Genomic DNA, 15426 nt, shown 5'->3' with positions numbered 1-15426 from the left:
TTTAATCTGTAACATGTACTTTAGTAAGTGTCAAATAGCCCCACCTTAATGAAAACCATTGTATAATGGGGCTGATTTTGTATCTGTGATGTATTTACTTACGGAGATTCAATTTTCCCCTTTTATATTCTTAAGAACATAAAAGGGAAAATGATTCTTACCTTTTGTTTGGGTATTCTGATTAATGTCTTATTTTAGTTTTTCAACTTGTGTATTCACATTGGTGATTACTTGGGCTACATCTTCTACCTCTTTTGTTTGAGTTTCAATACCATTATATAATTCTTCTGTTTGCTTAAGAACATTTTCTACTTCTAATGCAATTTCTTTTCCGTATCTTGCCTGATCATTCGTTGCAATTGTCATTTCTCTAATCATTTCTTTCATCGAATTGATATTACGAACGATTTCCTTGGCAGTAAACCCCTGTTCCTTTGTTGCATTGGTCACAGAGCTAGATTGATCGGTTACATTCTCTACTGCAGCTACTATTGCCTGGATTCCTTTAGCTTGTCCAGAGGTTGCAAGAGAAATCTGTTGAACTTTTTCTTTTATATTGAGGATGCTGTTAAGAATTGCTTCAGCAGTGATTGACTCATCTTTAGTAGTATGAGTCATTTCCATTGCCAGTTTTTTAGCATTTTCTACAGACCTTATAATAGATTCACTCTTTGCGCTTTGTTCCACTGTTGCTTTTGCAATCTGGTTCATTTCCTCTGTTACTCGAGTAATCCCATTTGTAATTTTCTTAATCGCCTGATTCGTTTTTTCTGCTAGTAGATTTCCTTCATTAACCTTTTCGGTACCTTCTTTAATAGAGGAGACTGCAATAGTAGTTTCCGCTTGAACTCCCTTGATCAGGTCAGCTATTTCTTTCGTGGCTTTTGCAGATCGTTCAGCTAGTTTACGGACTTCTTCGGCAACCACTGCGAAACCTTTTCCATGTTCTCCTGCTCGGGCCGCTTCGATTGCTGCATTAAGTGCTAACAAATTTGTTTGTTCAGCAATGTTATTAATTACCTCGATAATACTTCCAATCTCTTCGGAACTTTCGTCTAATGACTCCATTACCTGACTAGCTTGTTCAATCACTTGAGAAATCTCGTTCATTCCATTCAATGTCTCAACTAAAGAATGCGTTCCTTCTAGGGCATCCTCTTTAACTGATTGACTGAGTTGATTAACTGTTTGTGCACTATTGGCCACTTGCATAATCGATACAACCATTTCCTTAACTGTTTCAGAGGTCTGTTCTGAAGCTACAGCTAAAATATTGGCATTTTTATTTACACCATTAATAGATTTGCTCATTTTTTCAATAGCAGTTGAGATCTGGTCAACATTTTCTTCTGCATTTCTTACATTAGCATCTACTTGTTCAATGGATGCCATCATTTCTTGAATAGCAGAAGATGTTTCGACAGCTGCAACTGCTAAACTATCTCCATTTTCCGCCACTAAATTAATAGAAGCACTCATTTGTTGCACTGAAGCAGAAATTTCCTCAACATTGGATGTAGTAACACTAGTGTTCCCGGCTGACTTGCTGAATAGAAGCAACTAACTTACTTACGGAATCGTTAGCTTTATTCATGGACCCTTCTAATTCATGGGCATTAACGGCTGAATGATCTATGTTTTTTTTAATCTCTTTAATTAAGTTACGGAAATTGATTATCAAAATATTCATTGAATAACCTAATTTACCCAACTCATCTTTTCGCTTGGCAATATTTTCGTTAACTTCATGTTCCAAATTTCCTTTTGAAACATCTTCTGAGATGTCTACTATTTGCTGAATAGGTTTAATAATAAGTTTATAAATCAATACAGAGAGTAATATCAAAATAATAATGAAAATAATACCGATAGAAAGGTTAACGTTGATTAAACTGTTTTTAACAGATGTGCTTGTTATTTGTTTTTCAGTAACATATAAAACACCAATCGGTTTATTTGTAAAATCATTTAATGCTGATACCATTTCTGCATATTCAATTGATCCAGAATTCGATGTCTTAAAACTTTTCAGATTTAGATTCTTTTCAGTTACATAAGCAAAAAGTTTATTTTTATCAACTTTAGATGATGTAGTTAATAATTTTCCATTGTCAGTTAACAAAGTAATATCATTATGTAAAGTAGCCTTAATTTCATTTAGAGCATTGTTATCAAGAATTCTCCCAAAAATTAATATCCCTGATGGATTATTACCTTCTTCATTTGTAATTTTTGAAACAGCGATTACTGCTAAGCCTTTTGAGGTCTGAATAAGACCTGAAAAGTCACTGTTATTTTTCAGTTTCCCTATAATGGAGGAATTGCCGAGTTTACCTGAGAATTCTTTTACATCTCCGACCTCTGAGATGACATTTCCATTTAAATCAACTGTTGCAATAAAGTGTAGGTTGGGAACAGTATCTTTAATTGAATTAACATTATCATTTATCCATGTTAAATCTTTATTTTCTACTGCTTGTCTATAATCTTCCCAATAGGCATTAGACTTTGTTGTATCTAATAGTTGATTTCCAAAATTCTTTATTAGTTTTTCCGTCGCCAAACTTGATGTAAGAACTCTTTCTTTTTCCATTTGTGTTAAATCACTGGTTATATGGAAATATAAATAAGAACCTGCAATGGAAATAGGGATAACCAAAAGTATAATTATTATTGATAGCATTTTGAACTGCAATGATTGTAAAACTTTTTTCATATATACACCCCAAATAAAATAGTAAATAAGTCACTGTTTTTTAATTAACAGAATAATTATATTAAAATATTAGAATAAATATTTATTTTTTGTATAATTTTGTAGATTTTTTTGGAAAATGTTACATATAATCGAACATTCAATTATATTATATTTATCCTAAATTTAAAAAGAATGTTAAGGATATAAGAAGTAGTCTTTATCAGAATTTGGTAAATTAACTCGTTTTGTCCTTTAATGATGAAATGACAATTGAAATTAATTTTAACAGCGGGCGAAAGAATGTGGGTTTAAGTGGGGTAAAAAGGAAAAAGAATTTTTTAGTGGTACAATAATAAGAATAATAACCCATGGAAAAGGCTTACTTACACCATTCCCATGGGTTTTGCTAATTTTAATGGTATGTTTTCCTAATAGTCGACTTGATTGTTATCAGGAGTGACTAGTAAAAAACCTTTATGTCGAAAAACTTAGATTACCTATAAAGCGGCCGTTCTTTCATTATGTTTTGAATTATTATGCATGTCTGTTTTCATAAATGAATTTTTTTCCATAAGGTCCGTGTTCATTTATTTCTGGATGTTCAATTTGTACAGTTGAGTGATCCAGTCCATGCTTATCTTTTAATATTTTATTGATAATATCAACTATGCTAAAAGGATCACTGTCTTCATCTATAAATATATGTGCTGTTAAAGAGTGATGGTCAGTAGTAATGGCCCATAGATGCAACTCATGAACGTCTTTAACACCTAAAACTGACTGAATATCTTTGCGGATTAAATCAAGATCAAATGTTTCGGGCACTGTCTCCATCAAAATAAAATATGACTCGCGAATTATTTTTGCACCGCCAATAAAAATGACAACACCGATAATTAAACTAATTAGAGGGTCTATAATATAAAGATCCGTAAAATAAATCAAAACGGCAGAAATGATAACACCAACAGAATTTAATAAGTCTCCTATAAAGTGCCACAGCGCACTTTTTACATTAAGATTATTCTCCTCTCTGGTACTGCGCATTAAGACGATAGTAAGAATAATATTAACCAACAATCCTATCAAGGCAACGCTTAGCATTAATTGTAAATCAACTTCTCTTGGACTAAGGATTCTTTTAATCCCCTCAACAAAAATACCTATAGCGATAACGACTAAAGCAAGACCGTTTAAAAAAGACGCAAGTATCTCGAAACGCAGATATCCAAATGTATATTTATTGTTTGATTTTTTAGTAGCCAAGTAAATGGCCGTCATACTTAATCCCAAAGCAAGTACATCAGACATCATGTGGGCAGAATCAGACAAGAGAGCTAAAGAATCAGCCAATATCCCTCCGACAATTTCTACCACGGTAAAAAACAGCGTAAGGATTAAAGTAATCCATAATGCTTTTTTTGATTTATGTTGTTCTTTTACATGATCTAGATGATGAAAATCATTGCTTTTCATAATACCGTCCCCTTTCAATGTAAATATACTTCTTTATGGATTGCTTTGTCAATTTTAATTGAGAATAGACTATTCTAATTGAGAATAATATTCACAACTGATTCTGCTGAAATAATGATATTGGTTATCAATTTGAGATTTATATTATAATAATTATTATTTGTTGATTTTAGTTGTTTCGTTCGTTGTTTGGTTGTCCCCCAAATAGTAAAGCATTTTTAATCAATCCAATATTGATTCATTTCTAAATTATGGGAGCATGGAGGCGTGCAAAATAAAACAAAAGTTTTTGTTGTATAATTTCATATTAGATTTCAAAATAGTTCTTTAACCAGCTATCATCTGGTAAGATTTTTAAAGGTATAGTTAAATATTATCTGGATTCACACTCAAGTTGGTAGAGTTAGTCGTCAAGCTTGTCCTAAAAAATAATTATGAACCAAATCCAATTTTTCAAAATGCATTTGAACTACGGGAGGAATGATGGTATGAAATTGGGTTTTATCAGTGATTCACACGGTGGTTATGAAAATGTAGTTCAAGCTCTAAAGTTTCTTGAAGGCTCTATGCAAATTTGCCATTTGGGCGATGTTTTATATCATGGCCCGCGGAATGACCTTCCAGAGACTTATAATCCAAAGAATTTGGCTGCATTTCTAAAGGATCGAAAAGATGTTGTCTATGTTCGCGGAAATTGTGATGCGGATGTCGACGAGATGGTTACAGAGCAAGACCTTTCCTATAAATCGCGGGTCATAGCCTTTGATAACTATAAATTTTATCTTGTACATGGATATGAGGAGACGGAAGAAGAGCGAATTGAGGTAGCGAAAAAACTTGGCTGTCAGGTTGTTGTATCCGGCCATACGCATATCAAAGTACTTAAAGAACAAGACGGGATCATCGTACTAAATCCCGGAAGCACGACTATTCCAAAGGATGGGACTAAGTCCTTTGCTTTGTATGAAAATGGGCAAATTGAACTTTGGAATCTTGATAGCCAAACTTTAATAAAGAGAATGGGAATACAGAACTATCGGCTGCCTGGAAAATCGATAAAGCATGCAAGATTTTTTTGGTGAACGAATGGGAAAAAGGAATAACAAAATGATTAAAAAATGATATTCTGAATAAGTTATTAATTTAGGAAAAGAAGTGAAAGTAATGAAAATAGGTTTTTTTGATTCTGGAATAGGTGGAATGACCGTACTACATCAAGCTTTGAGGTTTCTACCGAATGAAGATTACATATTTTATGCGGATACTTTACATGTTCCATATGGTGAAAAACCAAAAGAAGAGGTAAGGGAATATATATTTAATGCAGTGGACTTTATGGCTAATCAAGGAGTTAAAGCATTAGTCATTGCATGTAACACTGCAACAAGTATCGCAGTGGATGAACTTCGCCAAAAGTATGATTTCCCTATTTTGGGTATTGAACCAGCCGTAAAACCTGCTGTTCAAAGCTGTGGAGAAAAAAGAAAAAAGGTATTAGTGTTGGCAACTAATTTGACGCTCAGAGAGGAAAAGTTTCATAACCTTGTGAAAAGTTTAGACCATCACGATATTGTTGAAAGTCTACCGCTTCCTGGTCTTGTCGAATTTGCTGAGAATTTCGAATTCAGAGAAGAGAAGGTTGTACCATATTTAAAAGAAAAACTATCCGCGCTTGATTTACAACGATATGGAACGATTGTTCTTGGATGCACCCATTTCCCTTATTTTAAAAATAGTATTAAGAAAATATTTCCTGAAGAAGTGGATATTATTTCTGGAAGTATTGGAACTGCCAAAAACTTAAAACGAATTCTCGAAGAAAGAAATCAAATTAACGATGGAACAGGGAATATTTCGTTTTTTAAATCTGGTCTTAAAGTTGAAGATAAAGAAACCTTATCGAATTATAATGAGTTATTAATAATGTTAGACAGGATATAAATCAAAAAGATAAATCTATTTTGACAACGAATTTAGAAATAAGTTTAGCCCAACGCTCAAGAGTGTTGGGATTGGCGAATTTGTAACAAGTAAATGAGGTTCTTTTATGTAATTGTTAAATCTTAAGGCGTGCATTCTCAATAAAAAATTGAGTAAATCTAATTTATTATCCAATTTTTGTGTATGATTTCCCCATTTATAGAAATGATAAAAATACAACATAAGTCATAAGGTAGTTAGTGCAACCGAATAGAAAACAGTTGTATTTTGAAAGAAACTAATATAAAGGAGACATGTTCATGAAAGTTTTACAAAGAATTGCCTTAACATTAGTTATCATTGGGGCTATAAATTGGGGATTAATCGGTTTATTTAATTTTGATTTAGTAGCGGCATTATTTGGTGGACAAGACTCTTTTTTATCAAGAGTTATTTATAGTCTGGTTGGCCTTAGTGGATTAATCTGTTTAACCCTATTGTTTAAGCAATGGGAAGTGACTGATACGAAAGAAGAGGCTAATAATAGGAGAAACTACGGTAAACTTAATTATGGAACTGAATTTGGTGAAGAAACTGACTTATCCCATTTAAAAAACTCTGCCAGAGAAGATGAATAAAAATAGAAAGTAAGAGGGTGTCCTAAAAGCTATTGTTTTGGGATACCCTCTTCCTACGTATAGTCAAATATTTTAGGTGAATTCTTTTGTTTTTGAGTGGGAGGGGTATCCCTCCCACTTAAATTAATTTTGGACATGTAGAAACAGCTTCTCTGCTGGAACGAAAATATGTAGTAAAATCAATGATTACAGGCGATAATCATCATATACTAGGAGGTTTAGTATGAAAAATGAAAAAAGGAAGTTGTCACCAGAGCAACGTGAAGAAATACTCGGAATATTGAAAGCTCGTTTTGAAAAAAACATGAATCGCCATAAAGGGCTTGAATGGGCAAATGTACAAGCGAAGCTAGAAACTAATACAGAAAAGCTGTGGTCGCTCAATGAAATGGAAAGAACTGGCGGTGAACCGGATGTTATTGGTTATGATAAAATGACGGATGAGTATATTTTTTATGATTGTTCAGCCGAAAGTCCTAAAGGTCGCAGAAGTGTTTGTTATGACCGTGAGGCACTGGAGTCAAGGAAACAACATAAACCAGAAAATAATGCGATTGATATGGCTACTGAATTGGGCATTGAGCTTTTAACGGAAGAACAATATCGGGAGTTGCAGAGACTTGGAAATTTCGATATGAAAACATCGAGCTGGGTGAAAACACCCTCTAATATTAGAAAACTCGGTGGGGCGATCTTTTGTGATCGTCGTTACGACACTGTATTTGTGTACCATAATGGAGCAGAATCCTACTATGCCGCTAGGGGTTTCCGTGGCTCGCTTACGGTTTAGACTCTGAAGTGCATTCATGGAGGCTGCAGGAGTATTCTATTGGGAAATGTTAATGATGGAAAAATAAATTTAGGATGGAATTTTACATGTTAAGAATAAGTAATATTAAGCTTCGTGCTGATTTTAATCCAAGTAAGGAAAATGAACTTTTAGCTCAGAAAATCCAGAAAATACTAAGGGTCAAGCAGGACAAAATATTGTCTTTTCATATTTCTAAGAAGTCAATTGACGCAAGGGAAAAAAATAATGTCCAGCTTGTTTATACTGTTGATGTAGAAATTGAAAATGAAAGAACGTATTTAGGGATAAAAAATGTCTCATCTTTTGAACCGGTAGAATATGTGAATAAGAAAACTAAAAAAAACATCCGTCCTGTAGTAGTGGGCAGTGGACCAGCAGGGCTTTTCAGTGCCTTAGTGCTTGCAGAACATGGTTTAAACCCCATTGTTGTAGAGCAGGGAATGGACGTCGATAAAAGAAAAATGGCAGTTGAAAAATTTTGGAAAGACGGAGAACTTCAAACGGGTAGTAATGTGCAATTTGGTGAAGGTGGAGCTGGAACATTTTCAGATGGGAAATTGACTACCGGTATAAAAAATACGAGAATTCCAAAGGTACTAAAGGAATTGATAGAAGCCGGTGCCCTAGTAAAATTGCTTATTTATCAAAGCCGCATATTGGAACGGACATTTTGATCAATGTTGTTAGAAATATTCGAAAAAAAATCGAACGTCTTGGTGGAGAAGTGTGTTTTGAAACGAAAATGAAGGAGCTTATCATTGAAAATGGTGAAGTTCGAGGCGTGGTGCTTGAAAGCCAAGGAGAATCCCAGACTATCGAAACCGATGCTGTAGTATTGGCGATCGGGCATAGTGCTCGAGATACTTTTTATATGTTAAAGGATTTAGGTGTAGACATGATACCTAAGCCATTTGCAGTTGGTGTACGGATTGAACATCACCAAAAAGACATCGATTTACAGCAATTCGGTAGCTTTGCAAATAATCCACTACTAGGTGCATCTGAATATAAGCTGAATGCTCATCTTCCCACTGGACGAGGTGTTTACACGTTTTGTATGTGCCCTGGAGGACATGTTGTTGCAGCTGCATCAGAAAAAAATACTGTCGTGACAAATGGGATGAGCTATAGCGCAAGAAGTGGTGAAAATGCGAACAGTGCTTTGCTTGTTTCTGTCACGCCAAAGGATTTTGATGGTGATGTTTTGGCGGCAATCGAATTTCAAAGAAAACTTGAGCGAAAAGCATTTGAACTAGGTGGCAGAAATTATTTTGCACCTGTACAGTTGGTCGGCGATTTCTTAGAAAATAAGGGTAGTAAACAACTTGGTGATGTTATTCCAACATATACCCCAGGTGTTACTCCAACGGATTTAAGAGAATGTCTCGATGATTTTATTATTGATAGTTTAAAAGATGGGTTGCGCGCAATGGATAAAAAACTTGCTGGCTTTATCAAACACGATGCCGTTTTATCAGCTGTAGAAAGCCGAAGCTCTTCACCAGCTACCATTAAGCGAAATCCGCTCACTTTTGAGTCAAACATCAAAGGGCTATACCCTTGCGGTGAAGGTGCAGGTTATGCTGGAGGGATCACGTCTAGTGCTGTTGACGGTATAAAATGTGCAGAAGCAATAATGGAGATTGAAGATTAGTTTTTGATACACAAATATAATTTAAAGAGTTTAAGAGCCTAATCCTTTAATAGATTAGGCTCCTTAGTGTATGGTGCATCTCATTTTTTCTATTTAAGATTAAATTTTACCGAAGTCAATTGCTCCGAAACATCCCATAACTTCTGCATCGTTTCTTTGTTATAGATTTTTGAGTGAGGTGTTTCCACCGTCGGATTCCCTTTGCGATTTCCTGCACCATCCGGGCCGATATATTCCCCGCCTACTAATTTTTGGTCTATTGCTGCCATTATTGTGGGTAATGCCCCTTTTTCAGCAGGTTGCGCTATTAGTTTAATAATCGGAGTAATATACCAAGGTGCTTTTTCTTTTCCAATTCTAAAAAGATTGGTAGAGGATATCCCTGGGTGTGCAGCTAAGCTTATTGTTTTATAGCCATTGCGCTTTAAACGTTCATCTAACTCCTTGGCAAATAAAAGGTTTGCTAGCTTACTTTGTGAATAAAATTTCATTGCTTTATAACCCATTGAACCATCCAAATTATCAAAATCAATAATACCATTTCGATGAGCGATGGAACTTAGTGTGACAACACGAGGGTGTTCTCCTTTTTCTAAGAAAGGAAGCAGTAAACCTGTTAAGGCAAAATGTCCTAAATGATTGCATCCGAATTGTAGCTCAAATCCTTCTTCCGTTCGTGAATAAGGAGGAATCATAACACCAGCATTATTAATTAATAAATCTAAAGAATTGTATTTTCGGGAAAATTCATCTGCAAACTGATAAACACTTTTTAATTTTGCTAAATCTAGATAAAGAACATCTATTTTTCCGTCTGGAAATAACCGTAGCAACTCGTTCTTTGCTGTTTCTCCTTTAATTACATCTCTCACAGCCATGACCACTTCATTTCCCATACTTACAAAATATTTGGCGGTTTCAAGTCCTAGTCCACTGTTTGCGCCTGTAATAACAACTATTTTACTAGATATATCAATGCACCCCTTTTTAACATAGTTAGCGTATAGCGTAATCTACGTTTTACACAACGAGTAGTATATTTTAATGCTTTTTAAGAATAATACTTTAGATGATATTTTTCTATTATAACAACTGGGTGATTTAATTATTTATAAAATAGGGATTAAACTTTTGAAAGAACCAAACACATTTTTATGGATTTTGAGTTTTTCGAAAGATCATTTGAGTATAGATACCACCAATCCTTACAAAAATGGTATTGTAAAAGCAAATGATTAATGAGGGGAGTAGGAGATGAGGAAGTATATTGCTTTTCTGCGAGGTATCAATGTTGGTGGGAAAAATAAAATTTCTATGCCCGAACTAAAGAATGTATTTGAGCAAAATGGTTTTAAGGATGTTGTTACTTATATAAACAGCGGAAATATAATTTTCACCTGTGATTATAAAGATGAGAAAAAGCTTAAAGAAGAATGCGAAGTATTAATTACGAATAAATTTCAGTTAACTATCCCTGTTTCCATTATAGCTGTAAATGACCTTATTGCGGCACTTAACCATGCACCATTATGGTGGGGGCATGACAAGGACTCAAAGCATAATACCATATTTGTGATACCACCAACTACCGTGGAGGAAGTGATTGAGAGTGTTGGGGTAATTAAACCTGAATATGAAAAAGTTGATCATTATGGTAGAGTGATTTTTTGGTCTGCGCCTATCGAAACCTTTTCAAGAACCCGGTGGTCAAAGATTGTCGGTTCGTCTTTGTATGATAGCATTACAATCCGAAATTCAAACACGGTAAGAAAACTATTACAGCTTGCAGACAGATGAGGAAATGCGAAGATCTTACATTAGTTTTAATAACATAATAAACACTGGGACGGCTCTTTTGCTTCTGTAATTATTTATTGTAAATATCAGGAGAACAAGAGAACCGTCGCTGTGTTTTTTAAATCAATCTAATGTGGATAAATCTTGAGTGGCAAGGACTATTAGAATAGGAACTTAGCTACCCGCCTCAATCTTCCTGCCCGGATAAAAAGCCCGCCCGGTATCCAACTGATTCTCCTTTGCCGTTCGTATACTTGGAGTAAGCCTGAAAACAACCGTATGACTCCCTAAAGACGAGCGGTACTTCTCTACATGAGACGGTGAAAGGTTATTATCATAGTAGCCTGGCACATACTTATCGAGAATGGCCTGCATTACCGTTGTCGCTTCGTCTAAATCCGTTACCGTTTCGAGTTCGCCAAACAGCATTACACTCATGTAAGCAGTATCTGTCTTGGCTGGTATCGGACTAACCATCGTTCCGTAATCCTCAGCTACTGTAAAACAACAATTGGTATTGGCCTGAATCAATTCAATTTTTCTCCCTTGCGACGCTCCATGAAAGTATAAAGCGTCATTCATCCAGATAAAATTCAACGGGACAACATAAGGCAGTTCCCCATCTGTTAAACCAAGGTAACCTATCCGTGCCTGGCTTAAAAATTGATCAATCCGCTTATCATCTCTACATACTAACTTTTCTTGGCGAACCTTATGCATTTCCCATCCCTCTTTCTAATATATGATAAAATCATTGTAGAAAATAACTGTACATAGGAAAAGCGACAGAATCAAAAAGTTTATTGGGGACAGACGGAGGGTTAACAATGGAACTTACCCCTTTTTTAGATAAGAAATTACCAGAGCCTTTATACAGTCAGTTGTATAATTGGATTAAGAAGGAAATTGAAGAAGGAAGACTGTTGACTGGAACGAAGCTGCCATCGATTCGCCAGCTAACGAATCATTTAAAGGTCAGTCGAAACACGGTGGAGGCTGCCTATCAGCAGTTACAATCAGAAGGGTACCTCGAAAGTGTCCCTAAAAGTGGAATATGGGTAGCGGAGATGGAGCAGCCGCTACTGCATCCGATTGTGGTGGAACAGCTTATTAATTTGGAGGTTAAACCATCAAGCGATATCGTTGTCGATTTTGAATATGGGAATGTAGATCTTGAAAAGTTCCCCTTGAAGCAGTGGATAAAGTGTTTATCCGAGTCGGTTGATCAAGAGAACAATTGGTTATTTCAGTATAGCGAAAAACAGGGTGAGTTCGAATTGAGGCAGGAGATTTCAAACTATTTACTGCAATCCAGAGGTGTCCGTTCTTCACCAGAACAGATTATTATTACCGCCGGAACACAGGCCTCCATAATGTTGCTCTGTCAGCTTTTAGAACTCCACGGAAAATCTGTCGCTATGGAAGAACCTGGATACAGTGGAGTGCGTTCGGTCTTAGAAGATCAAGAGTGCCATATCGAACCTGTGCCCCTTGAGAAAGATGGTTTATCAATGGAGCACTTGCACGCGTGCAGTGCAAACGCCGTATACGTAACGCCTTCTCATCAATTTCCAGTCGGGATGGTTTTGCCTTTTTCGAAAAGAATGCAATTACTAAAATGGGCTTATCAAACGGGTGGATACATTATTGAGGATGATTATGACGGTGAGTTTCGCTACCTGGGGCCAACCGATTCCGTCGTTGAAATCGCTTGATGAAGAGGAAAGGGTAATTTATTTAGGGACGTTTTCTAAATCCTTTCTACCATCAGCTCGGTTAAGTTATATTGTTCTTCCACCCTCGTTAATGGTTCTATATTCTCGCAAGTTTGAGGCTTATAACCAAGCTGTCTCTCCGATGATTCAGAAAGCAATGGCTCTGTTTATGCAATCTGGAGAATTCGAACGGCATATTCGTAGAATACGCAAGCTGTATCAAAGAAAACATCAGGCTCTACTAAGAAGTATTGAACAATATATGGGCACTCAAGTAAAAATTGTCGGCGAAAAATCAGGCTTACATATCCTATTAAAGCTTAAAGGTATATCAACCCCAGAGCTGATCGAAAGGGGTTTAAAGAAGGGGGTAAAAGTATATTCCCGGCACGGTTTTGGTATAACCCATCCCCAGACAGTCATTCCTATATCATGTTAGGATTTGGTGGATTAACAACTGATGAAATTGAAAATGGAATTAGAATCCTTGCTAGCTGCCTCCCAGCAACAGAAGATAAAATATCTTAAATGAGATGATAGTCTGAAAATAAGGAAAAGGCAACAACCACGATGGTAATTGCCTTAATACTTTTCATTTATTAAATCAACGCATTGACAACTGTTGATTAATTTTATCAAGCTCCATTTTAAGTTTTGCCCAATCTTTCTCGGACTTGTTGCCTGACTTTTACCATCTACATAAGGTATTAAACAGAAGTCAGGAGGTAATGTAATGGATTATCAGCAATTAATGCAAAGAAGACATCATTGCTTGTTAAAAATGCAAAAAGCGTATGCGAAGTATCATCATTGGTACAATTCCCTTCAACACGTTGAGTCGTTATTAGCGCAACAACAGCCATTGCTACAATTTAATCCTAGTACTCAAGTAAATCCATATGTAAATGTGAGCCCATTTACGCAAGTAAATCCACATTTAGAAGTCAATCCGATTACACAAATAAATCCAAAATTATTCAGTGATATTGAAATTAGCCCAACAACACAAGCATATTTTAATTTAGATCCTGATATTTATTTAAACCTAGGAAAATAAAAGCTTCTTAATTTGGGTGCCCTGCTGTTTCAAGTGGGGCATTCCATTTGAATGGAAATCATCCTTTAGGAAGTGAGGGGAGTGTTTTGGTCCAGTTTTTTAGCGTGGTAATAAATAAAGATAGTATGACCATAAAGATAAAAAATAAGAATGTTAGAGTTAACCGAATGGCGATTTTCATAGATCAATATTATGTTGGTTCCATTTCACTCATAGACACGATTGTGTTAAATACAAGTGGCTATCATCCTAATACAGTGCAAATTCAGGCAGAAGTCATAGTAAATGGCCAATTAGATAAACTTAATGAAACTCATTTAGTAAAACCACAATCATTTCGTGAACCACAAAACAAAGCAGGAGATATCCTTATTGCCTGTGATAATGTGAATGGATTGCCTTATGGATATATGGGACATGGAGCGATGGCGATAAATGATACGCTGGCAATTGAATCTCTACCGTTTGATCCTATTGTCAGGATCATTACAATCGAAAGCTTTAAGAAAGATCATCCTATTCATGCCCAGTTCCGGCCTGTATCTGAAGAAATGGGGCAAAATGCAGCAAAATATGCTTTATATTACTTAGATGTATATCAGAAAAATAAAAAGAAGGGGATTAATAAACCAACGTTTTACTTTACACTTAAGACCCCATTAAAAGACGAGTGGACCTACATCTACTGTACAAAACTAATATGGCTTAGCTACTACTATGGCGCAGGGTATGAGTTTAAAAACGATCATTTATGGTTTTCGCCTGAAGACGTCTACTCTAACTGTATCGATAACCCGGATTTTAAAGTCATCTATATCCACCCCAACTTTACATTTCACCTTGATTTATAAAATAATCTCCTCTAATAAGAAGAGATTATTTTTTTGTATTACAGCCAAAATATTCCTCATGTTAAGAATTTACAAACGTATCAATGCCCAATCCTTATTAAGAATATCGAATTCAAGATTTTGGGTTTTTTACTACCCCCATAATACGGTTTTGCTTGTTCGTATTCTTTTATTGTGATTAACAAGAAACATGAGGGGAATAAAATGAGCAAACTAACAAGGGGAGCCTTTTCCATGGTGTTAGCAGGTGCGGTTACGTTTTCAATCACTAACGCCATATTAGTCAATCAATCTTCTAAACATATGGCAGAAGAATCTGCTTTAACAATATCCGGAGACCCCAAAAAAGCGGATGTAAACAATGAAAAAACGGTGACGGATCAGGCGCCAACAACGAATGAGAAGGCTGAGCCGGCTATACATGAGGCTATAGAAAATGAAAACAAGAGTGATAGGACTAAAGCAGTCATTCAACAGAATGCAAATAAATCTACAGAAGCAACGGCAATAAGTCCTGCTAAAGTGACCACATCGCCAGCGCCTGTTAATAAGAATGTAACAACCACAGCGACACCAGTTTCAGCAACGATACCTGCGACAAGTCCCAAAGCACCAACAACACCAACAACACCAACGAGTACGGGAACAAATACAACAAGTCCGACCCAAACGACAATCAATAATGGACAACAAGTTTCCCAGGACGCAAAAGAAAAGGCTGCAATCCGTCAGGATAATAAAGAAAACAATGGTAAGAACATGTAGTACAGTCGAAAAGGATCACCAAAAGGTGGTCCTTTTCCTATAAA

General features: G+C 35.8%; 16 protein-coding genes and 1 pseudogene. 12 read left to right on the top strand and 5 right to left on the bottom strand.

Going from position 1 to position 15426, the window contains the following annotated elements; genetic code table 11:
* Window positions 1-189: 189 nt before the first annotated feature.
* From RGF10_RS22060 to RGF10_RS22050, 3 genes and pseudogenes are all read right to left on the bottom strand, one after another.
* A pseudogene (locus tag RGF10_RS22060) lies at window positions 190-1041 on the bottom strand (methyl-accepting chemotaxis protein); the annotation flags it as partial.
* Window positions 1042-1525: 484 nt separating this feature from the next.
* Window positions 1526-2716 carry a CHASE4 domain-containing protein gene (locus RGF10_RS22055; RefSeq protein WP_318505797.1) on the bottom strand — a complete coding sequence of 397 codons (1191 nt, stop codon included), beginning with the start codon at window positions 2714-2716 and terminating at the stop codon, window positions 1526-1528.
* 516 nt (window positions 2717-3232) lie between these two features.
* On the bottom strand, window positions 3233-4174 hold the full coding sequence (locus RGF10_RS22050; protein ID WP_318505794.1) for a cation diffusion facilitator family transporter: 942 nt from the start codon (window positions 4172-4174) through the stop codon (window positions 3233-3235).
* 488 nt (window positions 4175-4662) lie between these two features.
* Here RGF10_RS22050 and yfcE point away from each other — a divergent pair, with 488 nt between their 5' ends.
* The 6 genes from yfcE to RGF10_RS22020 all read left to right on the top strand — a co-directional run bounded on the left by yfcE (window position 4663) and on the right by RGF10_RS22020 (window position 9197).
* Entirely contained in the window at window positions 4663-5256 is a 594-nt protein-coding gene (gene yfcE, locus RGF10_RS22045) for a phosphodiesterase (protein ID WP_318505792.1), read from the top strand.
* Between the two features lie 82 nt (window positions 5257-5338).
* Complete coding sequence (gene murI / locus RGF10_RS22040; RefSeq protein WP_318505790.1) at window positions 5339-6115, top strand: glutamate racemase; 777 nt, start codon at window positions 5339-5341, stop codon at window positions 6113-6115.
* 299 nt (window positions 6116-6414) lie between these two features.
* A complete protein-coding gene (locus RGF10_RS22035) occupies window positions 6415-6732 on the top strand; it encodes a DUF378 domain-containing protein (RefSeq protein ID WP_318505787.1) in 318 nt (105 codons plus the stop codon).
* Between the two features lie 223 nt (window positions 6733-6955).
* The gene (locus RGF10_RS22030; protein ID WP_318505785.1) at window positions 6956-7522 is read left to right on the top strand and encodes a DUF4256 domain-containing protein; all 567 of its coding nucleotides are present in this window, start codon (window positions 6956-6958) and stop codon (window positions 7520-7522) included.
* Window positions 7523-7608: 86 nt separating this feature from the next.
* Complete coding sequence (locus RGF10_RS22025) at window positions 7609-8217, top strand: FAD-binding protein (protein ID WP_318505784.1); 609 nt, start codon at window positions 7609-7611, stop codon at window positions 8215-8217.
* A complete protein-coding gene (locus RGF10_RS22020; RefSeq protein WP_318505782.1) occupies window positions 8214-9197 on the top strand; it encodes an NAD(P)/FAD-dependent oxidoreductase in 984 nt (327 codons plus the stop codon). Before RGF10_RS22025 ends, RGF10_RS22020 begins: the two co-directional genes overlap by 4 nt.
* A gap of 89 nt (window positions 9198-9286) precedes the next feature.
* Here RGF10_RS22020 and RGF10_RS22015 read toward each other — a convergent pair whose 3' ends face one another.
* A complete protein-coding gene (locus tag RGF10_RS22015; RefSeq protein ID WP_412176758.1) occupies window positions 9287-10168 on the bottom strand; it encodes an oxidoreductase in 882 nt (293 codons plus the stop codon).
* Window positions 10169-10451: 283 nt separating this feature from the next.
* On the opposite strand from RGF10_RS22015, the gene RGF10_RS22010 reads away from it, so the two are divergent.
* Window positions 10452-10994 (top strand): DUF1697 domain-containing protein, encoded by a 543-nt coding sequence (locus RGF10_RS22010; protein ID WP_318505780.1) that lies wholly within the window; start codon window positions 10452-10454, stop codon window positions 10992-10994.
* Between the two features lie 174 nt (window positions 10995-11168).
* Here the strand turns inward: RGF10_RS22010 and RGF10_RS22005 are convergent, their stop codons facing one another.
* Entirely contained in the window at window positions 11169-11714 is a 546-nt protein-coding gene (locus RGF10_RS22005; protein WP_318505778.1) for a pyridoxamine 5'-phosphate oxidase family protein, read from the bottom strand.
* Between the two features lie 107 nt (window positions 11715-11821).
* On the opposite strand from RGF10_RS22005, the gene RGF10_RS22000 reads away from it, so the two are divergent.
* The 5 genes from RGF10_RS22000 (at window position 11822) to RGF10_RS21980 (ending at window position 15382) form a co-directional block, all read left to right on the top strand.
* The gene (locus tag RGF10_RS22000) at window positions 11822-12709 is read left to right on the top strand and encodes a MocR-like pyridoxine biosynthesis transcription factor PdxR (RefSeq protein WP_318505776.1); all 888 of its coding nucleotides are present in this window, start codon (window positions 11822-11824) and stop codon (window positions 12707-12709) included.
* Window positions 12660-13148, top strand: a complete 489-nt coding sequence (locus tag RGF10_RS21995) for an aminotransferase class I/II-fold pyridoxal phosphate-dependent enzyme (RefSeq protein WP_318505774.1) — start codon at window positions 12660-12662, stop codon at window positions 13146-13148. The genes RGF10_RS22000 and RGF10_RS21995 overlap by 50 nt, the downstream gene beginning before the upstream one ends.
* Window positions 13149-13442: 294 nt before the next feature.
* Window positions 13443-13766, top strand: coding sequence for a hypothetical protein (locus RGF10_RS21990; RefSeq protein ID WP_318505772.1), 324 nt, complete (start codon window positions 13443-13445; stop codon window positions 13764-13766).
* Between the two features lie 47 nt (window positions 13767-13813).
* Entirely contained in the window at window positions 13814-14617 is an 804-nt protein-coding gene (locus RGF10_RS21985) for a hypothetical protein (RefSeq protein WP_318505770.1), read from the top strand.
* A gap of 204 nt (window positions 14618-14821) precedes the next feature.
* On the top strand, window positions 14822-15382 hold the full coding sequence (locus RGF10_RS21980; protein ID WP_318505768.1) for a hypothetical protein: 561 nt from the start codon (window positions 14822-14824) through the stop codon (window positions 15380-15382).
* Window positions 15383-15426: the final 44 nt, after the last annotated feature.

Source organism: Bacillus sp. T3, assembly GCF_033449965.1.
Taxonomy (GTDB): domain Bacteria; phylum Bacillota; class Bacilli; order Bacillales; family Cytobacillaceae; genus Bacillus_BU.
This window is presented reverse-complemented; position numbering and strand designations above follow the sequence as displayed.

Coding starts and splice junctions, on each gene's coding strand:
- murI (WP_318505790.1), top strand. CDS start 5,339: ATGAAAATAGGTTTTTTTGATTCTGGAATAGGTGGAATGACCGTACTA.
- RGF10_RS22030 (WP_318505785.1), top strand. CDS start 6,956: ATGAAAAATGAAAAAAGGAAGTTGTCACCAGAGCAACGTGAAGAAATA.
- RGF10_RS22005 (WP_318505778.1), bottom strand. CDS start 11,714: ATGCATAAGGTTCGCCAAGAAAAGTTAGTATGTAGAGATGATAAGCGG.
- RGF10_RS21990 (WP_318505772.1), top strand. CDS start 13,443: ATGGATTATCAGCAATTAATGCAAAGAAGACATCATTGCTTGTTAAAA.
- yfcE (WP_318505792.1), top strand. CDS start 4,663: ATGAAATTGGGTTTTATCAGTGATTCACACGGTGGTTATGAAAATGTA.
- RGF10_RS22035 (WP_318505787.1), top strand. CDS start 6,415: ATGAAAGTTTTACAAAGAATTGCCTTAACATTAGTTATCATTGGGGCT.
- RGF10_RS22050 (WP_318505794.1), bottom strand. CDS start 4,174: ATGAAAAGCAATGATTTTCATCATCTAGATCATGTAAAAGAACAACAT.
- RGF10_RS22025 (WP_318505784.1), top strand. CDS start 7,609: ATGTTAAGAATAAGTAATATTAAGCTTCGTGCTGATTTTAATCCAAGT.
- RGF10_RS22010 (WP_318505780.1), top strand. CDS start 10,452: ATGAGGAAGTATATTGCTTTTCTGCGAGGTATCAATGTTGGTGGGAAA.
- RGF10_RS21980 (WP_318505768.1), top strand. CDS start 14,822: ATGAGCAAACTAACAAGGGGAGCCTTTTCCATGGTGTTAGCAGGTGCG.
- RGF10_RS22055 (WP_318505797.1), bottom strand. CDS start 2,716: ATGAAAAAAGTTTTACAATCATTGCAGTTCAAAATGCTATCAATAATA.
- RGF10_RS22000 (WP_318505776.1), top strand. CDS start 11,822: ATGGAACTTACCCCTTTTTTAGATAAGAAATTACCAGAGCCTTTATAC.